Source organism: Xanthobacter oligotrophicus, assembly GCF_008364685.1.
Lineage (GTDB): Bacteria > Pseudomonadota > Alphaproteobacteria > Rhizobiales > Xanthobacteraceae > Xanthobacter > Xanthobacter oligotrophicus.
In genome coordinates, this window is sequence record NZ_VTTL01000009.1 from 247,356 (window position 1) to 268,480 (window position 21,125).

19 protein-coding genes and 1 riboswitch are annotated in these 21,125 nt (G+C 69.8%); of the genes, 12 read left to right on the forward strand and 7 right to left on the reverse strand.

The genetic code is table 11. From position 1 onward, the window contains the following. Window positions 1-87: 87 nt before the first annotated feature. A complete protein-coding gene (locus FZ033_RS16495; protein ID WP_188079538.1) occupies window positions 88-639 on the forward strand; it encodes an invasion associated locus B family protein in 552 nt (183 codons plus the stop codon). Window positions 640-750: 111 nt separating this feature from the next. On the opposite strand, the gene FZ033_RS16500 is transcribed toward FZ033_RS16495, so the two are convergent. The 6 genes from FZ033_RS16500 to FZ033_RS16525 all read right to left on the reverse strand — a co-directional run bounded on the left by FZ033_RS16500 (window position 751) and on the right by FZ033_RS16525 (window position 8,991). Next, entirely contained in the window at window positions 751-2,715 is a 1,965-nt protein-coding gene (locus FZ033_RS16500) for an AsmA family protein (RefSeq protein WP_149577190.1), read from the reverse strand. A 121-nt stretch (window positions 2,716-2,836) separates the two neighbouring features. Continuing rightward, a complete protein-coding gene (locus FZ033_RS16505) occupies window positions 2,837-4,585 on the reverse strand; it encodes an ABC transporter permease (protein ID WP_149577191.1) in 1,749 nt (582 codons plus the stop codon). Window positions 4,586-4,612: 27 nt separating this feature from the next. Beyond that, window positions 4,613-5,686 (reverse strand): Fe(3+) ABC transporter substrate-binding protein, encoded by a 1,074-nt coding sequence (locus FZ033_RS16510; protein ID WP_149577192.1) that lies wholly within the window; start codon window positions 5,684-5,686, stop codon window positions 4,613-4,615. 338 nt (window positions 5,687-6,024) lie between these two features. After that, entirely contained in the window at window positions 6,025-6,504 is a 480-nt protein-coding gene (gene bfr, locus FZ033_RS16515; protein WP_138400048.1) for a bacterioferritin, read from the reverse strand. Between the two features lie 146 nt (window positions 6,505-6,650). Beyond that, complete coding sequence (locus FZ033_RS16520; RefSeq protein ID WP_081437088.1) at window positions 6,651-6,887, reverse strand: (2Fe-2S)-binding protein; 237 nt, start codon at window positions 6,885-6,887, stop codon at window positions 6,651-6,653. Window positions 6,888-7,122: 235 nt separating this feature from the next. Next, window positions 7,123-8,991 carry a PAS domain-containing sensor histidine kinase gene (locus FZ033_RS16525; protein ID WP_408068490.1) on the reverse strand — a complete coding sequence of 623 codons (1,869 nt, stop codon included), beginning with the start codon at window positions 8,989-8,991 and terminating at the stop codon, window positions 7,123-7,125. Between the two features lie 702 nt (window positions 8,992-9,693). Between FZ033_RS16525 and FZ033_RS16530 the strand changes: the two genes are divergently transcribed. From FZ033_RS16530 to FZ033_RS16580, 11 genes are all read left to right on the forward strand, one after another. Continuing rightward, a complete protein-coding gene (locus FZ033_RS16530) occupies window positions 9,694-10,248 on the forward strand; it encodes a phasin family protein (protein WP_149577194.1) in 555 nt (184 codons plus the stop codon). A 251-nt stretch (window positions 10,249-10,499) separates the two neighbouring features. Continuing rightward, the gene (locus FZ033_RS16535) at window positions 10,500-10,973 is read left to right on the forward strand and encodes a phasin (RefSeq protein WP_232847525.1); all 474 of its coding nucleotides are present in this window, start codon (window positions 10,500-10,502) and stop codon (window positions 10,971-10,973) included. A gap of 129 nt (window positions 10,974-11,102) precedes the next feature. Next, window positions 11,103-12,125: a lipopolysaccharide heptosyltransferase II gene (gene waaF, locus FZ033_RS16540; protein ID WP_232847526.1), complete on the forward strand. Its 1,023-nt coding sequence runs from the start codon at window positions 11,103-11,105 to the stop codon at window positions 12,123-12,125. Next, a complete protein-coding gene (gene waaC / locus FZ033_RS16545; RefSeq protein WP_149577197.1) occupies window positions 12,122-13,129 on the forward strand; it encodes a lipopolysaccharide heptosyltransferase I in 1,008 nt (335 codons plus the stop codon). The genes waaF and waaC overlap by 4 nt, the downstream gene beginning before the upstream one ends. A gap of 74 nt (window positions 13,130-13,203) precedes the next feature. Next, window positions 13,204-14,214, forward strand: a complete 1,011-nt coding sequence (rfaD, locus tag FZ033_RS16550; RefSeq protein WP_149577198.1) for an ADP-glyceromanno-heptose 6-epimerase — start codon at window positions 13,204-13,206, stop codon at window positions 14,212-14,214. Window positions 14,215-14,226: 12 nt separating this feature from the next. Further along, a complete protein-coding gene (gene rfaE1 / locus FZ033_RS16555) occupies window positions 14,227-15,666 on the forward strand; it encodes a D-glycero-beta-D-manno-heptose-7-phosphate kinase (protein WP_149577199.1) in 1,440 nt (479 codons plus the stop codon). A 310-nt stretch (window positions 15,667-15,976) separates the two neighbouring features. Continuing rightward, window positions 15,977-16,176: riboswitch (cobalamin riboswitch) on the forward strand. Between the two features lie 45 nt (window positions 16,177-16,221). Continuing rightward, a complete protein-coding gene (locus FZ033_RS16560; RefSeq protein ID WP_149577200.1) occupies window positions 16,222-16,413 on the forward strand; it encodes a CbtB domain-containing protein in 192 nt (63 codons plus the stop codon). Window positions 16,414-16,428: 15 nt separating this feature from the next. After that, window positions 16,429-17,193, forward strand: a complete 765-nt coding sequence (locus tag FZ033_RS16565) for a CbtA family protein (protein ID WP_149577201.1) — start codon at window positions 16,429-16,431, stop codon at window positions 17,191-17,193. Continuing rightward, complete coding sequence (cobU, locus tag FZ033_RS16570) at window positions 17,190-17,711, forward strand: bifunctional adenosylcobinamide kinase/adenosylcobinamide-phosphate guanylyltransferase (protein ID WP_149577202.1); 522 nt, start codon at window positions 17,190-17,192, stop codon at window positions 17,709-17,711. The genes FZ033_RS16565 and cobU overlap by 4 nt, the downstream gene beginning before the upstream one ends. Then, complete coding sequence (cobO, locus tag FZ033_RS16575) at window positions 17,708-18,340, forward strand: cob(I)yrinic acid a,c-diamide adenosyltransferase (protein ID WP_149577203.1); 633 nt, start codon at window positions 17,708-17,710, stop codon at window positions 18,338-18,340. Before cobU ends, cobO begins: the two co-directional genes overlap by 4 nt. Window positions 18,341-18,344: 4 nt before the next feature. After that, a complete protein-coding gene (locus FZ033_RS16580; RefSeq protein ID WP_188079540.1) occupies window positions 18,345-19,811 on the forward strand; it encodes a cobyric acid synthase in 1,467 nt (488 codons plus the stop codon). Here the strand turns inward: FZ033_RS16580 and cbiB are convergent. Beyond that, the gene (gene cbiB, locus FZ033_RS16585; protein WP_149577205.1) at window positions 19,795-20,766 is read right to left on the reverse strand and encodes an adenosylcobinamide-phosphate synthase CbiB; all 972 of its coding nucleotides are present in this window, start codon (window positions 20,764-20,766) and stop codon (window positions 19,795-19,797) included. The two genes, FZ033_RS16580 and cbiB, sit on opposite strands and share 17 nt — an antisense overlap. Between the last annotated feature and the right edge of the window lie 359 nt (window positions 20,767-21,125).

A 21,125-nucleotide genomic window follows, 5' to 3' on the forward strand; every position in this document is an offset into this window, starting at 1 on the left:
GTTGCCTCCTGCGCCCCGCGTCGGATATCTCCCCCAACGCCCCGCGCCACAGGCCGGCGAGAGGACGCGACGCAAAGGACGAAACAGATGGCGCTTTCCGATCTGCTCCCCGCCTTCCGCCTGTCCGGGATGTCCGCGCTGGTCGTGTCGGCCGTCGCGTTCGCCGTGCCCGCCGCCGCCCAGACCGCCGCTGCGCCCTCCACCGATGCCCCGCCCACCGTGACCCGCTCGGTCCACGACGACTGGACGGTGCGGTGCCAGGGCGAGGCCGAGAAGCGCGTCTGCGAGGCGGTGCAGACCCTTCAGCCCACCGGCGGCTCGGGCATCCTCGCCCATATCGCCGTGCGGGCGGACAAAGGCGGCCCGGTCCGTCTTATCGTCCTGACCCCGCCCGGCGTGTGGCTGCCCACGAACGTGGCCCTCAAGGTTGCGGGCGTCACCGACGTGGTGCTCACCTTCAAGCGCTGCGGCCAGTTCTGCGTCGCCTCCACCGAGCTGGGCAAGGACCAGCTTGCGGCGCTGAAGGCCAGCTCCGGCGCCGGCGACCTGGTGTTCGAGGACGGCTCCCGCCATCCCATCGTGCTGCCTTTGTCCTTCAAGGGCCTTGGCGCGGCCATGGAAGCCAGCCTCAAGGGCTGAAGCGGCTTTCTCTGCCTGCGGAGACGCACAAGCCCGCTCAGGTTGAGCCGGGAGCCCGTATCACGTTCATGAAGAGGGGCTGGAGGGAGGCGCCGTGACGGTGCCGTCGCCTCAGTTGGCGGGCGGCGTCGGCGGCGCGGCCTTGCGTCCGGGGGCACCTTCCATGGCAGGCTCGGCGGCGGCGGTGCCGGCGCGTCCCTTCACCGCTTCCAGCAGCGGCAGCGCCGCGCCCGAACGCTCGATCAGGCTCAGGGGGTCGGCCATCACCATGGGGGTGTCCCATGGGCCGCGCACGCTGAAGGGCAGGTCCACGCCGCTGGTCGTGCTCTTGCTGGATGGGAGAACCAGCGAGGCGTGGCCGGCAAGGTCGAGGGACCGCTCGGCGATGGAGATGCTGCCCTCCATGCCAAGGCGCACTTGCTTGCCCTGAAGCTGCATCTCTTCCACGGTCCCCACCCCGTCCGTGATGGCGATGCGGCCGGACAGGTCGGTGAAGGCGGTGCGCCCGCCACGGGCGTCGCTGGTGGCGGAGAGCGGCCGGCGCTCGATGCGCTGGAGCACCTGGGCCACGTCGAGCCCCGCCAGATAGCCGTTGCCGGCGGAGATGGAGGCATTGCCGGTGAGGGTGCGGGCGATTTCCACGACATTGCCGCCGGCGCCCGAAACTTCCACCTGGAGCGTGCCGGTGCCCTCGATGCGGCGCATGCCGGCGATGTCCTCCAGCGTCCGCCCGAGGTCCACGTCGGTGGCTTCCGCCTCCAGCCGCACCTCGGCGCCGGTGGCGCGCCCATAGGGCAGGGCGGGATCCGGGGCACCCGGCGCAAGGCTGAGGGATGCGCGGAGCAGCCCACCCCAGCCGGTGGCCTCGCCCAGCACCATCACCAGCCGGCCGCCGGTGAGCACGGCGCTGGCCGCCACGGTGTTCAGGGTGGTCTCGTCCGCTACCACGCGGCCGGCGGACAGGCGCAGGTCGAGGTCGAAGCCCTCCAGCGGGGAAAGGTCGATGGGGCGGCGGTCCCAGTTGCGACCGTCGTCGGTGGTCAGGTGGATACCGCCATAGGGGGTCAGCGTGATCTTGTCGGCGGCAAACGTGCCCTGCAGCACCGGCCGGCCCTGGACCAGCTTCAGGAGGAAGGCGCCGTCGCCGCGGTTGCCGTCCAGGTCCAGCGACGCATCGGTCAGCGAGAGCCCGCCATCCTCCAGCGCGAGGTGGGCGGACAGGGCGAAGGGCCCGAGGCCGCCACGGGTGGGCGGTTCGATCCCGGCCCAGTCGAGCAGGTCGCGCAGGGCATCGGCTTCCGCCGACAGGGTGCCGGTGAGGACGGGCGCGGTCCCGAGCGCCGCGCGGCCCTGGAAGCGCGCCTCGGCACCGGTGGCGGCCAGAACCACCCGCGCCGGCGATGGCGTGCCGCTGAGAAAGCCGGCGGCATCATCCAGCACCAGGTTGACGGTGACGCGCTCGTCGCGCCAGTCGAAGGCGGCCCCAAGGGAGATGCCGCGTCCATCCACCACCCGGTCGAGGTTGGCGGTGAGGCCGCTGACCAGTTCCCGCGTCAGCCCGCCTTCGGAACGCCAGGCGATGGTGCCGTCCACGATTCGCAGCTCCGGCCATTGGGCGGCGGCAAATATGGGGGCAACCGCGAGGGCCGGCGTGAGCCCGTCGCCGGTGAGCACCAGGGTGGGGTGCTCGACGATCACATCGTCCACCTCCACCCGGCCGGCGAGGAGGTGCCAGATGTCGAGCCGCGTCACCACGTTCTCGGCGTCGAGGGATTGGCCGGAAGGCAGGGGGAAGGAGACCTTGCCCAGCACCACACGCGGGGAGGGGAAGAGGCGCAGGGCCGGTTCGCCGAGGATCACCACCTTCTGCCCGGTGGAGCCGGCGAGCGCGTGCACGGCAATGCGACGCAGCTCGGCGCCGGGCACTACCAGCGGCAGGGCAGCCGTGACCGCCAGCAGCGCAACCGTGACGGCGCCGACGACGATCGCGACCACCACGCCGGCACGGCGGGCATTTTTTCCAAGGCGCAGCATGAAGATCTTGATGGCTCCGATGGCGAAGGGCGTCGCCCGCATACGGCGCCTCCGACCTCGATACGGGGCGGAACCATCTGAGCCCTCTGTGTCGCTTTGATGGCTCCGGCCGGCGTGAGCGCGGCCGATGCACGCCGCCCCTGCTGCCGGTCATGCCGAAGCGTCAATCAGCTCCGGACGGGGAGCCTCCCTCGGGCGAGGACGGGCTGCTGCTGCGCGCCCGCCCGGCCGAGGAGCGCAAGGCGGAGGCGGACATGCGCGCCAGGAGAATCACCGGCCCCAGCCCCACGAGGAGGATGACGAGGGCGGCCAGCGCTCCGTCCTCGTAGGTTCCGCGCGCGGCCTCGCCATAGACGTGGGTGGCCAGCGTCTCCAGCCCGAGGGGGCGCAGCAGCAGGGTGGCCGGCAGCTCCTTCATGGCGTCCACGAACACGAGGAGCGCGGCGGTGGCGAGCGCCGGGCGCAGCAGCGGCAGGTGGATGCGCCGCACCGTGCGCGGCTTGGACGAGCCGAGGCTGCGGGCCGCCATGTCGAGGTGCAGGGAGAGCTTGGCGTAGCCCGCCTCGATGCCGCCGATGGGGATGGCGAGGAAGCGGATGGCCAGCGCCAGCACCAGCGCCGCCCCGGAGCCGGAGATCAGCAGTCCGGTGGAGATGCCAAAGGTCTGGCGCAGGGCGTGGTCCAGCGCATTGTCGAAGCCGGCCAGCGGGCTCAGCAGCCCCACTGCCAGCACCGTGCCGGGCACCGCATAGCCGAGGCTCGCGACGCGGGCGAAGCCCGAGGCCAGTGGCGCGCGGCTGAGTCGCTGGGCCAGCGTCACCACGAGGCCCAGCGACAAGGCGAGGGTGGTGGCGGCCAGGGCGATGAGCGCGGTGGTGGCCGCCTCGCCGAAGATGCGCTCGGGAAAGCCGGTCTCCGCCATCCGCCGCACGGCGGAGACGGAGAGGTGCACGAAGGGCACCACGAACCCCAGCGTCACCGGCACCGCGCAGAACAGCGCCGCGCCGAGGCCGGAAAGGCCGGTGAGGCGGGTCGGGGCCTGTGGGCGGGCCGATCCGGTGGCGACGAAGCGCTTGGCCCGCCGCGCTGCCCGTTCCACCAAAATCAGGGCCAGCACCAGGGTGAGCATCACCAGGGCGATCTGGGCCGCGCCGGGCAGGTTCGAGCGGTTCACCCAGGTGGTGTAGATGGACACGGTGAGGGTGCGGACGCCGAGGAATTCGGAGGCGCCGATGTCCCCCAGCGTCTCCAGCAGCACCAGGGTGAGGCCCGCGACGATGGCGGGCCGTGCCAGCGGCAGGCCCACCTTCAGGAAGGCGCGCCAGCGGCTTGCGCCCAGCGTGCGGGCCACTTCCAGCGCCGCCGCCGACTGGAGCACGAAGCTCGCCCGCGCCGAGAGGTAGACATAGGGGTAGAGCACCGCCGACAGCACCAGGATGCAGCCGCCGATGGAGCGCACATCCGGCAGGCGCAGGTCGCGCGGGCTGGCGATGCCGAGGACGGCCCGCAACGCCTCCTGCACCGGGCCCAGCGGATGCAGCACGTCGAGATAGGAGAAGGCGACGATATAGCCCGGCACGGCGAGGGGCAGCAGCAGCGCCCATTCGAACACCCTGCGGCCGGGAAAGGCGCAAGTGGCCACCAGCCAGGCGCAGGGGACCGCGACGGCGAGCGTCGAAAGGCCCACGCCGAGCAGCAGCAGCCCCGTCTCCATCAGCGCATTGGGCAGCACCGTGGCAATGAGGTGGGGCCACATGTCCCCTGAGCCTTCCGCCGCGATCGCCCCGAGGGCGATGAGCGGCAGAAGGACGATGAGAGCCACCAGCCCCGCGGCCAGAAGCAGAGGGGAGAACCGCCCCGGTAGGGCGAAGCGGGCCGGGCGCGGTTCCGGGATGAGCACGGCGTCGGCCACGTCAGCCCCGCTTTCAGTCCAGTCTCGTCAGTTGTCGAAGCCGACCTTGTCGATCAGCTCGCTGGCGCGCTTGCGGTTCTTGGCAATGTCCACCAGCGAGATGGTGTCCACCTTCAGCGGGCCGAGATCGGCGATCACCGGATCGATGGTGGCGGTGGCGAGCACCGGATATTCGAGGTTCTGCTGGGCATAGACCGCCTGCATGGCGGGGGAGACGGCGAACTCCAGGAACTTCACCGCCTCGTCCTTGTGGGGCGCGTTCTTCGCCACGGCGGCGCCGGAGACGTTCACATGGGTGCCGCCGCCCTCGAAGGTGGGGAGCAGCACGCCGATGCCGTCGCCCCACTTCTTCTGGTCGGGGCCGCCCTTGCCGGAGCGCATGAGGCCCACATAATAGGAATTGCCCACGGCGAGGTCGCAGATGCCGCCGAGGATGTCGCGCGCGCCCTCGCGGTCGCCGCCGGCCGCCTTGCGGGCGAGATTGGCTTTCACGCCGCGCAGCCACTCCTCGGTCTTCGCCTCGCCGTGATGGACGATATAGGCGGCGACCAGCCCCACATTGTAGGGGTGCTGGCCTGAGCGGATGCAGATCTTGCCCTTCCACTTGGGGTCGGCGAGATCCTCGTAGGTGATGGCGGAAAGCTTCACCACGTCCTTCGCCGTATAGATCAGCCGGGCGCGCAGGGAGAGCGCGAACCAGTTGCCGTCGGGATCGCGCAGGTTGGCGGGAATGGCGGCTGAGAGCGCGGGCGAGGTGACGGGCTGGGTGACGCCGGCATCCACCACGTCGAGCAAATTGCCCACGTCCACGGTCATCAGCACGTCGGCGGGGGAGCTGGCGCCCTCCGCCTTCACGCGCTCGGCGAGGCCGTCCTTGATGTAGACGCTCTTCACCTCAATGCCGGTGGCCTTGGTGAAGGCCTCGAACAGGGGAGCGGCGAGGCCGGGCTCGCGGGTGGTGTAGACGTTCACCACCTGCTGCGCGAAGACGGCGTGGGGGGCCACGACCGGGCTTGCCAGCAGCAGCGCGCCACCGGCGAGAAGGCTGCGCGAGAACAGGCGGCGCGAGAGCGCACGGCATAAGGGGCGGAAATCGGCCATCGGTATCCCTCTGTGCTCCGGCCGCCGCAGGGCCGTTTCGGCAAGATGGGAGTGTGGCTAACCCTTCGCTTTGCGTTCCGTCAACGAAGAAGAAAGTGAGCCGAAAACATTGGAAGGCGTCTAATTCTTCTTTCAAATCATTCCAATTATAATGTCATTCATCGCAGTCCTGCCGTGGCGTCCGTTGGCACTTCCAGTGCATCGATGTCCGTTCGGTTGCCTGCTGGGCGGATCTGCGACGCCGACTTGCGCGCGCTTGAGCCGGGTCGAAAACGAAAAAGCCCGGCGCGAGGCCGGGCTTTCGATAGGTGCCTGTCTTGCGCCGTGGCGCAGGCGACTCAGTCTTCCAGTTCGCCGATATGGTGCTGGGCGTAGAGCTGGAGGCCGAGCTTGGAGACGAGATCCAGCTGGGTTTCGAGGAAGTCGATGTGGCCTTCCTCGTCCGCCATCAGCTCCTCGAAGAGGTCACGGCTGGGATAGTCCTTCACCGAGTGGCAGTAGGTGGCGGCTTCCTGATAGAGCGCCCGCGCGTCCAGTTCGGCGGCGAGGTCGCAATCGAGGATTTCCTTCACGTCCTGGCCGATCCGCAGCGGATCCAGCACCTGCATGTTCGGGAAGCCATCGAGAAACAGGATGCGGTCAGTGAACTTGTCCGCGTGCACCATCTCCTCGATGGACTCGGCGCGCCACTTCTTGGCGAGGGCCTTGTAGCCCCAATTGTCGAGCATGCGGTAGTGGAGCCAGTACTGGTTGATGGCGGTCAGCTCCGAGCGCAGCCCCCGATTGAGGTACTCGATAACCTTTGCATCACCCTTCATATTCCGCTCCTGAGGCCTGTATGGCGTCTTGTTTGTAATCAGCGTTAGACCAATTCTAATGTCGAGGCAACACCGGTGAGGGAGTACCCGCGCGATTTCGTTCCGCAGCGGAAGTTAGGTGAGCCCGAAATTGAGAGTGTAAGTCGTTACTCCGCCGCCACCATTCCGGTAATGGCCGCGACTGGACAATCCTCAGCGCAGGTGCCGCAATTGTGCGCCTGCGCCTGGTCCATCAATGCGCGGATGGTGCGGGCGCAGCGCCCGCACTGGGGGGAGCAACCGAGACAGCGATAGACCTCGCCGGGGGTGCGCAATCCCTGGGATCCGGCAAGGGCGTCGAGCACTTGACGGTCTGAAAAGACGTTGCATGAACAAACGATCATGGCCAAGCTCGGAAGGGCTGAATTGGAAAACTTCTAAAAACTTGTTTCTATTACATTTTTCGCAGGAAACGGAGGCGCCCGTCAACTCCGTAGAAATGCGACATGGTGCTCCGGCCGCAGTCTCGAAAGACTTCGGGGTACCAGAATGGAGTAATTCCATTTTTTAAACCCACTCCGGCGGTGTCTCGCCACCGGAAAGACACGGGACTCTATCGCTAGGGAAGACGCAGGATCGCTAGGGAAGACGCAGGCGGGCGATCATGCCGCGGGCCGGCTCCGGCGCCACCTCGAAAGTCCCGCCGAGCGACTCGGCCTCGCGTGCCAGGCGCGCCAGCCGCAGGGGCCGTCCGGCCGCGGCGAAGCGGTCGGCGGCCGGGGTGGGAAGCGGCGCGAGCGGATCGCGGGCCGCCGCCAGCGCTACCTCGTCCAGCGCCGCGCCGCCATCGCTGACCTGAAGGCAGGCACCGGCCGTCCCATCGTCAAACACCGAGATGCTGACGCTCGCCCCCGCCGGCGTCGCAGCCACGGCCTCCTCCAGCATCAGCCGGGCCAGCCGGGTCACCTGCGGGCGCAGGGTCGTCACCGTCACCGCGTCGGGCGCATCGAGCCGGAGTGCGATGCCCCGGCGCCGGGCCGCGGGCGTGAGTGCGGCAACCGTGGCCGACACCAGCCCGGCGAGGTCGCACCGTTCCGGTGCCGCCGCTTCCACAGTGGCCGCAAGGGTTGCGAGGTCGTCGAGGGTCGAGGCGACGGCGGCGAATGCGTCGCGCTCCGGCCCCGACAGGGCGGCGGGCGCCGGCATACCGGTCAGGCGGGCCAAGGGCGCGGCCAGCGCCTGCCGCAGGCGGCTGGCGAAACGGGGCAGGAGGTCGGTCCCCGCGCTGGCGGCCGCAGGGACGGCCGGAGGCTCAGGATCCACCACCACGCACAGCATCTGGTCCTCGGCCCCGGCGCGGGTCAGCCCGGCGCGGGCGGGCGAAACAGTGCCGGCGCGGTCACGCAGGGCGAGCGTGATCTGTTCGCGGGCGGCACCCGCCGCCACCCGGTCCATGGCGGCGACCACGGCGGCGCGATCCTGCGGCGCCACGGCGACGATGAACGGCTCGCCGGCCAGATCCAGGGCAGAAAAGCCGAGCCGCTCGGCGGCCGCCCGGTTGGCGAACCGGATGGTGCCGTCCGGCTCCAGTAGAAAGAGAGGCCACGGCACCATGTCGAGCGCGTCGCGGCGGGCGATGGCGCGAGCCTCGCGCCCTTCTGCTTCGCTCAGGGGCCGGATGACATGCACCAGCGCCGGCCGGCCGAGGAAGGGTGCCGCCACTAGGCGCACCTCCACCGGCAGGGGGGTGCCGGCGGCCGTAGCGAGATGCAGGCTGGCGCCGTCGCGCACCAGTAGGGCATCGAGCCCGCCGGCCGCCGCGATGTCGGCGAGGTCCTCCCACCCGGTCAGGGTGAGAAGGGTACGGTTGGCGTAGGTCGCCGCGCCGTCCTGCTGCACCAGCAGCCCCAGGGGCAGATGGTCGAGCAGGTCGAGGTCGTCGGGTGCGGCTGGATGTTCCGATGCGGGCGGGGCGTCGGGTTCGGGCGCATGGCCGATGCCTGGCGGCTCGGAGCGGGCAGGGACGTCCACATCCGCGTGCGGCAAGGTGTTGAGCGGCGCATTCGGCTGCGGGTCAAGTCGGGGCAGGTCGGGACGCGGCTTCGGCCAGTCCTCGATGGCGGCGGCCAGCGTCCGGGCGATCTCGCGGAAGGCCGAGCGCTCCTGCGGCGACAGGGTGCCGGAGCGCAACGGCACCACATTCTCTCCGAAGCCGGCTGGCTCGGAGGCAGGCGGCAGCGGGGCTGGGGGCGCCGGCCGCGTCTGGGCGAGGAGCGGCGGCGCGGCGGCCGCGCTCAGCACGCCGAAGCCGCGGGTGCCCTGGCGCCGGCGCCCGGCATCGAACACAGGCGCCCCGCCGAGAGAGAGGTCGAGCGCAGCCTCGTCCGGCGTCGCGGCGGGCACGTGGGCCTTCACATCGCTGAAGCTGCCGCCGGCGATGGCATCGGCGATGTCGGCGCTGGACTGAAGCAGGCCCTCGTTCTCCAGCACCGCGAAGGTCGCGCCCATGAATTGGTCGGCGCGGGACCCGAGGGCATGGGCGAACACCGGCGAGAGCGCGCGGATGCGGCCCTCGGCATCGGTCTCGAAGGTGATGCGCACCGGCTGGGCGAACAGGGGCTGAAGCGCCACGGGAATGGCGGGCGCGCTGGGCGGCTCAGTGGAAGAGGACCCGGGCGCGAAGGCGGCGGGATCGGCGAACAGCACCGCGGCTCCGGAGGGCAGGGCGAGCGGCGCGTAGCGGAACAGGCGCGGGACAAAGCTGCCGGGCAGGCGCAGGCGCGCATAGCCGAAGCGCACGAGGCTCTGGCGCGACAGCTCCCGCGCTACCGCCGCCACCATCTGTGGCGCGGGGGTGCCGGCGAACAGTCCAAGGGCGGCGCAGGCCGATGTCGCTTCCAGCACGCGGGCAGACGGCACGGCCACCAGGAAGGACGGCAGGTCCTGCCGCTGCAGCGGCGCGAGGGCGAGATCCGCCCCGGGAAATGAACGTGCGCTGGTCTGCGTCATGGGCTGCCGTAGGTCCATTCCGCCGCGTGCGGGCCGATTCTGCAAGGCGGAGCGCTGCCCATAGTCATGACGATTGATTAACGTCAGTGCAATTGGCGCGCTTTTTCGGCATTCATATTGGCGCAGCGCAGTTGAGCCATATTAGAATTGACCCGGTGCGGTTCAGGTGCGCCGCCCGAAAACCCCGGAGGAGAAACGGCCATGACGACGAAGTTCGGTCCGGATCTGGAGCTGCCCGCCGAGATGCGGGCCATTGCCGAGAAGAATGTGGCCCAGGCCCGCCAGGCGTTTGAAACCCTGTTCCAGAACGCGCGTGAGCAGGTCGGCGACACCGAAGGGCATTTCGAGGACGTGCGCACCGGCATCAAGGACCTGCGCCAGAAGGCGATCGGTCTCATGGAGGCCAATGTGGAAGCCAGCTTCGACTTCCTGCACCGGCTCGTGGCCGCCAAAAGCCCGCAGGAAATGATGAGCCTGCAGGCCGAGTTCCTCACCAGCCAGATGAAGTCGGTCGCCGACCAGGCCAAGAGCCTCGGCGTCGATGCCAAGTCCCTCGGCGAGACCACCGTGCGCAGCCTCGACGAGCATGCCCGCACCCTCGCCGAGCGCCTGAAGACGCTGGCCGCCGCCGCCACCGAGAGCGCCCAGGCCGCGGCGCAGGACTTCAAGGCCGTGAGCGAGAAGGCTGTCCACGACGCCAAGACCGCCGCCGAGCATGCCGCCTCCACGGTGACTGATCCCAATCAGTCACACTGAGGTATCGGGCGGCGTTCATCAGTCGCTTGGATTTATTAAGTGACTGAAAATCCTCGAACTTGACTTGTGCAGCGCAGAAATTCTTTTTGCGCTGCACGATTTGTTAGGATACAGTCATAAAGTCGAGGTTTCACAGCCGCTACCGCTCTTGTTCGCAGGTCTGATGCTGGCGCTCCGCCAGCCTCCTCCTCGCAGGTGCGGGATTGTGCCTCGGCACACGGACCCTAGTTGCCCGTTTTACCGAGGATGACATGAACGACACCTTCATCAAGGCCTATCAGGATCAGGTCGAAGCCGCGAAAAAGGCATTCTCGAGCCATGCCGTTCCCGGCGTGGAAGTGCCGGCCGGCGTGCGCGAAATCGCCGAGAAGGGTCTCGCCACCTTCCGCGAGAACTATACCAAGCTCAAGGGTTCCGCCGATCAGGTGAACGCCGCTTTCGAGGACACCTATACCAGCGCCAGCAAGGGCGTGGCGGAATACAATTCCAAGGTGCTCGAGGCTGTTCAATCGAACGTGAACGCGGCGCTCGACTATTTCAACTCGCTGCTCGCCACCAAGACGGTGAGCGAGGCTGTGGAGCTTTCCACCGGCCACGCCCGCAAGCAGTTCGAGGTGCTCACCTCCCAGGCGAAGGATCTCTCCGCGCTTGCCCAGAAGGTGGCCGCGGATTCGTCCGAGCCGCTGAAGTCCTCGGTCGAGAAGACCTTCCGTACCGCCGCCTGAGGTGACGTTCGGTCCGGCCATGCCGGACCGTCCCATCCGGCCCGCTTGCCCGCCGCGTGCGTCGCTTGACGCTTGACGCGGCGGGTCCGCCTTGCAATGACGCGGGCGTTCCACCCCGCGAGCGTTCGTATGCGTGCCCTTGGTTCCGTTTCGCCCCTGCTGGTTGTCGGCCCTTCCTGGGTCGGCGACATGGTCATGGCGGCGAGCCTTGTCGAGGTGCTGCGCCTGCGTGAGCCCGGCCGTCCCATCGACGTGCTGGCGCCCCCCGCCGCGGTGCCCATCGCTCGCATGATCCCCGGCGTCCGCCGCGCCATTCCCCTCGGCCTCGGCCATGGCGAGCTCGGCCTCATGGCCCGCTGGCGCGCTGGGCGCGCGCTGCGTGGCGAGGGCTACGGCAAGGCCATCATCCTGCCCCGCGCCTTCAAGGCCGCCATCGTGCCCCTCGCCGCCGGCATTCCCGAGCGCGTGGGCTACAAGGCGGAGCTGCGCAGCCCGCTGCTCACCGACGCCCGGCCCGATCCCGACCGCAAGACCGCCCGCACCCTCGACCGCTTCGTGGCGCTGGGCCTGCCGGTGGGCTCCACCGCCCGCCCGCCGCGCCCGCGCCTGATGCTGCCCGACGGCGCGGTGGACGTGGCAGCTGCCAAGTTCCCGCTTTCCGGCGAAGGCCCGGTGATGGTGCTGTGCCCCGGTGCCGAATATGGTCCCGCCAAGCGCTGGCCGGCGGCCAAGTTCGCCGCCCTCGCCGCGCTGGCCGTCGCCGCCGGCTATCGCATCCGCATCCTCGGCTCGCCCAAGGACCAGGACGCGGCCGACGCCATCGCGGCCGGTGCCGGCGTGCCGGTGGACAATCTGGTCGGCCGCACCACCCTCGTCGAGGCCGCCGCCATCCTGGCCGGCGCGGATGTGGTCATCTCCAACGATTCCGGCCTGATGCACGTGGCCGGTGCCTTCGACCGGCGGTTGGTGGTGCTCTATGGCGCCTCATCCGAGAAGATGACGCCGCCGGCCTCGCCCTTTGCCCGCGTGATGGCGCGCGAGCTGCCGTGCCGGCCCTGCCACAAGCGGGAATGCCCGCTGGGCACCCTCGCCTGCCTCGAAGCCATCGCCCCCGGGGAGGTTCTCGCCGCCGCCGAGCAGATGCGCCGATGAAGGTGCTGCTGGTGAAGCTGTCGTCGCTGGGTGACGTGGTGCACACGTTCCCGGCGCTGACGGATGCCATCGCCGCGCATCCCGGCCTTGAGCTTGACTGGGCGGTGGAAGAGGCCTTCGCCCCGGTGGCGCGCCTGCATCCGGCGGTGCGGAACACCATCGTCGTCCCGCTCCGCCGCATGCTGCGCAAGCCGATGGACGCCCTGCGCTCCGGCGAGGCCGGGCGCATCCGCGCCGCGCTGGGTGCCGAACGCTATGATATGGTCATCGATGCCCAGGGCCTGATGAAGAGCGCGGCAGTGGCGGCGCTCGCCCGGGGGCAGCGCCACGGTTTCGATCGCGCCAGCGCGCGGGAAGGCCTCGCCGCGCTCACCTACCACCGGCGCCACCATGTGCCGGAGGTGGAACATATGGCGGTACGCATCCGCAAGCTGTTCGCCGCGGCGCTGGGCTACAGCTTTGAGGGCCGGCCGGCGGATGCCGGGCTGGTGCCCGGGCCTGAGACAGGCGCGCCCTATCTCGTCTTCCTCCACGGCACCACCTGGCCCACCAAGACCTGGACCCGCGCCGGCTGGCGGGCGCTGGCGGAACAGGCCGGCGCGGCCGGCCTCGACATCCGCCTGTTCGCCCATGGGGAGACCGAGCGCGACCGAGCCGAGGCCATCGCGGACGGCCTGCCCAACGTGCACCTGTTGCCGCCGCAGACGCTGGACACCCTCGCCCCGGTGATCGCCGGCGCGGCAGGGGTGGTGAGCGCGGATACCGGCCTTGGCCATCTGGCGGCGGCCTATGGGGTGCCGACGGTGGGACTTTACGGCCCCACCGACCCGCGCCTCACCGGCCTCTACGGCCCCCGGGCGGTGGAACTGAAGGCGACCCGCGACTGTGCCCCGTGCGAAAAGGCGCGCTGCCGCATCGCGCCGGAGGTGACCGAGGGGCCGCCCTGCCTCGCCGACATTTCCGCCGCCGAGGTCTGGCGCGCGCTGGTGGCGCTCAGGGCCTGAGCGGGGCCGAACATGGACAAAGGGTGAGCTGGCGTGGCACACCCTGCGCCCGACCTGAAGATGGGATGTTCCACATGACCCGATCGGTGGCGCTCAGCCGCGACCTCCTCCTCGTCACGGGCGGGGCGGGCTTCATCGGCTCCAACATTGCCCGCGCCGCCGCCGAGGATGGCTATCGCGTGGTGGTGGCCGACTGGCTGGAGGACGGCCCCAAATGGCGCAACATCTCCGACATCGCGCTGCATGACGTGATCCGGCCGGAGACGGTGAACACCTTCGTGGAGAAGGAGGGCGGCCGGCTTGCCGCCGTGGTGCACATGGGCGCCATCTCCGCCACCACCGAGCGCGATGCCGACAAGATCGTCGCCCGCAACATCCGCGCGACGCTGGACCTGTGGGAGCTGTGCGCGCGCAAGGCGCTGGGCCTCGTCTATGCCTCCTCCGCCGCGACCTATGGCGACGGCACCTCCGGCTTCCGGGATTCGGAAGAGGCGGCGGACCTTGGCACCCTGGCGCCGCTCAACCCCTACGGCTGGTCGAAGCTGTTCGTGGATCGCCGCATCATGGCGGACGTGGCTGAGGGCCGGCCGCGCCCGCCGCAGTTCGCGGGCCTGCGCTTCTTCAACGTCTACGGCCCCGGCGAGGGCCACAAGGGCGACATGCGCTCGGTGGTGCACAAGATCTACCCTGCCGCCGCGGCCGGAGAGAATGTGACCCTCTTCAAGTCCCACGATCCGCGCTACGAGGACGGCGGCCAATTGCGCGACTTCGTCCATGTGGGCGACTGCGTGGAGGTGGTGCGCTGGCTGCTGGAGAGCCCGGACGTGTCCGGCATATTCAACGTGGGCACCGGCGAGGCGCGCTCGTTCGCCGATCTGGCGAAGGCGGTGTTCTCGGCGCTGGGCGATGAGCCGCGCATCTCCTACGTGGACATGCCGGACAGCCTGCAGAAGGCCTACCAGTATTTCACCCAGGCCGATGTCTCGAAGCTGCGCGCGGCGGGCTTCACGCGTCCCTTCACCTCGCTGGAGGATGGGGTCGCGTCCTATGTGAACGGCTATCTGAAGCCGCGCAACGCGGCGTGAGGACAAAACATCATGGCGGGTAAAGGCGCGGTGGGTCCCATCGCCGTCATCGGCGACGTGATGGTGGATCGTTATATCGTCGGTTCCGTTTCGCGCATCTCGCCGGAGGCGCCGGTGCCGGTGCTGGTGCACGGCGCCGAGCGCATCGTGCCGGGCGGCGCGGCCAACGTGGCCGCCAATGCGGCGGCGCTGGGGGCGCAGGTCATCCTGGTGGGCCTCACGGGCGCGGACCCCGAGGCCGAGGCGCTGAAGGACGCGCTCGCCGCCTATCCGGGCATCGACCTGTCCAGCCTAGTGGCGGACGCAGGGCGGCCCACCATCACCAAGACGCGGGTGATGAGCGGGCGCCAGCAGATCGTCCGCATCGACGCCGAGATCCTCACCCCGCCGGCCGAGGACACCGTCGCGCGCCTTGTTGCGACCGTGGAAGAGGCGGTGGGGCGCAGCTCGGTGGTGGTGCTTTCCGACTATGCCAAGGGCGTGCTGTCGGATGTGGTCATCGGCGCCGCCATCGCCGCGGCGCAGGCGAAGGGCGTGCCGGTGATCGTGGATCCCAAGCGCCGCACCTTCGAGGCCTATCGCGGCGCGACGCTGGTCACCCCCAACCGGCTGGAGCTGGCCGCCGCCACCGGCCTGCCCGACACCACCAATGCCGAGGCGGCGCTGGCGGCGGAGGCGGCCTCCGGCCAGTTCGGCGGCGACGTGCTGGTAACCCGCGCCGAGAAGGGCATGACGCTGTGGCGCCGCAACGGGCAGGTGCTGCACGTGCCGGCGCAGGCCCGCGAGGTGTTCGACGTCTCGGGCGCCGGCGACACGGCGCTGGCGGCGCTGGCCGTCTCCCTCGCCTCCGGGCACACGCTGGAGACCAGCGTTCATTTCGCCAATGCCGCCGCCGCCGTGGCGGTGGGCAAGATCGGCACTGCGGTGGTGACGCGGGCGGAGCTGAATGCCGCCCTCGACGCCAGCGTGCCCGAGGGGGCGGAGCCTGGCGCGCTGGTGGACCGCGCCCGGGCCGCCGCCGTCATCGCCGGCTGGCAGGCGGCGGGCGCGCGCGTGGTCTTCACCAATGGCTGCTTCGATCTGGTCCACCCCGGCCACGTCTCCATTCTGGAGGCGGCGGCGCGGGAGGGTGACCGGCTGGTGGTGGCGCTGAATACCGACACCTCGGTGCAGCGCCTGAAGGGACCGACCCGTCCGGTGCAGGACGAGGCGGCCCGGGCACGGGTCATCGGCGCGCTGCGCTGCGTGGATCTGGTCGTGCTGTTCGAGGAGGACACGCCGCTGGAGATCATCACAACGCTGGGCCCAGACGTGCTGGTGAAGGGCGCCGATTACCGTGAGGACGAGGTGGTCGGCGGCGACGTGGTGAAGGCGCGCGGCGGGCGTGTTGCCCTGATCCCGCTGGTGGAGGGGCGCTCCACCTCCGCCCTTGTGGCGAAGGCGAAAGGGTAGGGGACAGGGCGGGGTATGCAGGCGCCTGCCGGATCCGCTACATGAAGTTGTTTTGAATTATTATTGTATTTCAATTATTTGTGGGTGACTGCTAAGATTTTGACGCATCACTTTAAGAGGTGCTTTGGCACCTTTTCCGAGCGCTCCACCGACCCGTGCCCTCCCACTGGAAAGGCTGACGCCGCGCGACAGCCGGGTGCTCCATCCCGGGGCTTGCCCTTGTCCGTGGCCATGTGGGTTCTGCCCTAGGATGGGCCAACGCCCTCGGGCATATCCGCCAAGCCGCAGTTGCGGTGCGGCGCGGTGGCCCTATAGTCGTTCCGTCGTCGGTGTTCGCTTTCGGGCGGACCAAGAGGGAATGCGGTGCGGGAGGCTTCTCCCAAAGCCGCGGCTGCCCCCGCAACTGTCGGCGGTGAGCAGGCCTGCATCGTGCCACTGGAGCAATCCGGGAAGGCGCAGGCCTTGCGACGAACCGCGAGCCAGGAGACCTGCCGGCGACATCCTGCCCGTTCAGGGCATCGCCATGCGCCCTCGGAGGGAGGGCTGAAAGGACAGATGATGACGACCCAGACCCAGTCGCCCAATCCTGCCGCCGCCGAATCCGGCGTTGCGTCCCGCGCCATCCAGATCACCCTTGCCGGACTGCTCGGCCTGTTCATTGTCGGCGGCGTCGGCTTTTCCGGTATTCCGGTGCTGCACAATGCGGCGCATGATTACCGCCATTCCACCGGCTTCCCCTGCCACTGAGGGGAGCTTTCAGCCATGGCGATCTTTCGCGCCCTCGTCTTCGCGGCGGCGCTTAGCGGGCTATTGGCCGGTCTCCTGATGACCGGACTCCAGCACGCGGCGACCACCCCCCTCATCCTGAAGGCCGAGACCTATGAGGAGGCGGCGGCTGTCCCCGCCGCCCAAGATCACGGTTCACACGATCACGGCTCACACGACCATGGTACCGTCGATCAGGCTGCGGCCGCGCCGCATGATCATGCGGATGCCGGGCATGACCATGGCGATGCCTGGGTGCCGTCCGATGGCGCCGAGCGCCTGCTCTACACCGCCCTCGCCAATGTGGTGGGCGCGGCGGGCTTCGCGCTGCTGCTGCTCGCGGTGTCCGAGGTGGCGGGCGGCCTTGCCGGCTGGCGCGACGGGCTCGCCTGGGGCGTCGCCGCCTTCGCGGCGGTCACGTTGGCGCCCAGCCTGAGCCTGCCGCCGGAACTACCCGCCATGCCGGCGGCGGATCTGCTCGCCCGCCAGGCGTGGTGGATCGGCACGGCGGTGGCCACCGCAGCCGGTATCGCCCTGCTCGTCTACAAACGGTCGCTGCCGTTAGCGGCGCTCGCCGTGGTGCTGATCGTGCTGCCGCACCTCATCGGCGCGCCGCAGCCCGACAGCCACGACAGCCCGGTGCCCGCCAGCCTCGCCCACGGTTTCGTGGTGGCGGTGGTGGTGACGAGCTTCGTGTTCTGGGCCGTGCTCGGGGCGCTGGCAGGGCTGCTGCGGCAGCGTTTCGCCCGGTCCACGGCTTGAGCGGCGGCCTTGTCCTGATCCTCGGCGGCGCGCGCTCCGGCAAGAGCCGCTTCGCCGAGGTCGAGGTCCGCCGCCAGCCGGCGCCGTGGGCCTATATCGCCACCGCCGAGGCCCGCGACGGGGAGATGGAGGCGCGCATCGCCCTTCATCGCGATCGACGCGGGGAGGGGTGGCAGACCCTTGAGGCGCCCCTCGACCTCGCCGGATGCCTCAAGGCGCTGCCGCCCGAGCAGCCGGTGCTGGTGGATTGCCTGACGCTGTGGCTCACCAACCACCTGCTGGCCGAGCACGACCTCGATGCCGAGGGCGCGGCTCTGGAGAGCGCTCTTGTGGCGCGTCCCGGCCTCACCGTCTGCGTGGCCAACGAGGTGGGCTTCGGCATCGTGCCGGACAATGCGCTGGCCCGGCGTTTCCGCGACGCCGCCGGCCTCCTCAACCAGCGCCTCGCCGCCCGTGCGCGGCAGGTGGTGCTGGTGGTGGCCGGCCTGCCCCTGATCGTAAAGGACGAGACGCCGTGAGCGAGCCCGTTTCTCCCCCCGTCGTGGATGACGCCGAGGCCGCCCGCCATCGCGCCAAGATGGAAAAGCGCAAGGCGGTGCAGGACAGGGAGGTGGCGGAAAAGACCATCGAGAAGGGCCTGCTCATCGTCCATACCGGCCCCGGCAAGGGCAAGAGCACGGCCGCCTTCGGCCTGGCGCTGCGCATGCTCGGGCGCGGCGGGCGTGTGGGCGTGGTGCAGTTCATCAAGGGCGCGTGGCAGACCGGGGAGCAGGAGGCTTTTGCCGCATTCGGCGATCGCGTGGTCTGGCACACCATGGGCGAGGGCTTCACCTGGGAGACCCAGGACCTCGCCCGCGACCGCGCCGCCGCCGCCCGCGCCTTCGCCAAGGTCCGCGAACTGATGGAAGACGAGACCATCGATCTCCTCGTCCTCGACGAGCTGAACATCGCCCTGCGCTACGATTATCTCGACCTTGGCAAGGTGGTGTCCACCCTCGCCGCCCGCCGCCCTGGCCTGCACGTGGTGGTGACGGGCCGCAACGCCAAGCCGGAGTTGATCGCGGCGGCGGACCTCGTCACCGAGATGGGGCTGGTGAAGCACCATTTCGCGGCCGGCGTGAAGGCGCAGGCCGGCATCGAGTTCTGATCGGATGGAACGGCCCTTGGCACGCGCGCTGATGTTCCAGGGCACCGGATCGGACGTGGGCAAGTCGCTCCTCGTCGCAGGTCTCGCGCGCGCCTTCACCCTGCGCGGGCTGAAGGTGCGGCCGTTCAAGCCGCAAAACATGTCCAACAATGCCGCCGTCACCGCCGACGGCGGCGAGATCGGCCGGGCGCAGGCGCTGCAGGCGCGGGCGGCGCGGGTGCCCCTCAGCGTCCACATGAACCCGGTGCTGCTGAAGCCGCAGGGCGAGACCGGCGCGCAGGTGGTGGTCCAGGGCCGCGTCCACGCCACCGCCAAGGCGGCGGCCTACCAGGGCATGAAGCCGTCGCTGCTGCCGTTCGTGCTGGAGAGCTTCGACCGCCTGAAGGCCGAGGCCGACCTGGTGCTGGTGGAGGGGGCGGGCAGTGCCTCCGAGGTCAATTTGCGCGCCGGCGATATCGCCAACATGGGCTTTGCCCGCGCGGCAGATGTGCCGGTGGTGGTCATCGGCGATATCGACCGGGGCGGTGTCATCGCCTCCCTCGTGGGGACGAAAGCGGTGATCGATGCAGCCGACGCTGTGCTCATCAAAGGCTTCATCGTCAACCGTTTCCGCGGCGACCCGAGCCTGTTTTCAGCCGGCATGGACCTGATCTCCCGCCAGACTGGATGGGCGGCGCTGGGGCTGGTACCGCATTTCGGTGAGGCCATCCGCCTGCCGGCGGAGGATGCGCTGGCGCTTGCCGCCCCGCCCGCGCCCAAGCCGGGGGCGCGCATCAAGATCTGCGTGCCCATCCTGCCCCACGTCTCCAATTTCGACGATCTCGATCCGCTCGATGCCGAGCCCTCCGTGGAGATGCGCCGCATCCGTCCCCACGAGACGCTGCCGGTGGACACCGACCTGGTGCTGCTGATCGGCTCGAAGGCCACCATCGCGGACCTCGCGGCGCTCAAGGCCGAGGGGCTCCACCACGACATCCTCGCCTTCGCCCGGCGCGGCGGCCATGTGATGGGCCTGTGCGGCGGCTACCAGATGCTCGGCGAGACCATCGCCGATCCCGACGGCATTGAGGGCGAGGCGAAGATCGCCCGGGGTCTCGGCCTGCTCAAGGTCCACACCGTGCTGTCACCGGACAAGCGACTGGTGGAGGTGGACGGCGTGGCGCAGGGGGAGCCGTTCTCCGGCTATGAGATGCACATGGGCGTCACCACCGGCGCGGATGCGGAGCGGCCCTTCGCCATGCTCTCCGATGGGCGGCCGGATGGCGCCCGATCCGCGTCGGGCCGGGTGGCGGGTACCTATGTGCACGGGCTGTTCGCGTCCGACGCCTTCCGTGGCGGCCTGCTCTCGTCGCTCGGCGGGGCACCGTCGCAGGCGGCCTATGAGCGGGGGGTGGAAGAGACGCTGGACCGCCTCGCCGCCCACCTTGCCGCCCATCTCGACCTCGATCTTTTGCTCAGCCTCGCCAGATGAAGGGGGCTGCGGCCCCCGCGAGCACCAGCAGCACCATCAGCGCGTCCGCCCGGCGGTAGAGCCGCAGCGCGGCGCGCACGTCGCTTGCCGTCGCCTCCCGCCTTCCATCGCCCATGTAGGCGTCCTCGGTGAAGACGCCGGCATAGACCTTCGGGCCGTTCAGCTTCAGCCCCAGTGCGCCGGCCATGGCGGCTTCCGACCAGCCGGCGTTGGGGGAGCGGTGGCGTGGCGCGTCCCGCAGCATGGCGGTGTGGGCGGCGCGGGCATCGGCGCCGGGGGTGATGGCGGCGGCTGCGATCAGCAGCATGCCGGCGAGGCGCGAGGCGGGCAGGTTCACGTAGTCGTCGGCGCGGGCGGCGGCCCAGCCGAAGGCGGCGTGGCGCTCGGTGAGGTGGCCGATCATGCTGTCGGCGGTGTTGAGCGCCTTGTAGGCGGCGCCCCCGGCCAGCCCGCCCACGCACATCCACAAGGTGGGCGCCACCACGCCGTCGGAGAAATTCTCAGCCAGGCTCTCGATGGCGGCGCGGGCGACGCCGGCCTCATCCAGGGTCTGCGGGTCGCGGCCGACGATATGGCTCACCGCCGTGCGTGCCGCCTCCAGGCTGCCGCTCTCCAAAGCCTCGGCCACCCGCGCCACGTGCCAGTGCAGGGATCGCTGGGCAATCAGCGTCGAGCCGATCAGGCCGAGCACGAGCAGGCCGAAGGGCAGGGGACGCAGCAGCGCCTCAAGAATCGCGGTAGGGACGGCGGCTGCGGCGAGGATTACGCCCACCGCCACCACGCCGAGGCCCTTGCGAGTCGCGGCGGTCAGGCCCGGACGGTTCAGGCCATGGTCCAGGAGCACGATCAGCCGGCCGATCCAGATCACCGGATGGCCGATGCGGCGCACCATGCCCGCGGGATAGCCGAGCAGGGCTTCCAGGAGCACGGCCAGCGCCGTCAGGTCGAATGCCATCACCGCCTCCCCCGAAGCCAAGGCGTCATGTGCCGGTCTTGCGCCGATGCCTCAAGTCCCTGATGCCTCAAGTCCTTGATCTGGGGCGTCTTGACGCGCTTCCTCCGCGCGAAACCCCTTGAGCCCGACCTTAGAGCTGGATTCACCGCTCCGGTCGAGGTGTCACCCTTGCGTCCCGCTGCCGCCTGCGACCCACCGGGACCCCTGCCCATAGGTAATTGCTGTTTGGCTTTACGCTGTTACCGCATTGCAACAAAGGCTCTTCGCAGTGCGTGCGGGCGTGTGCTAGACTTTCGTTCGTGATCGTGCCCCATGGGGGTGCCGCAGTGGCAGAGGTCAAGCCGCGACCATGGCAATGC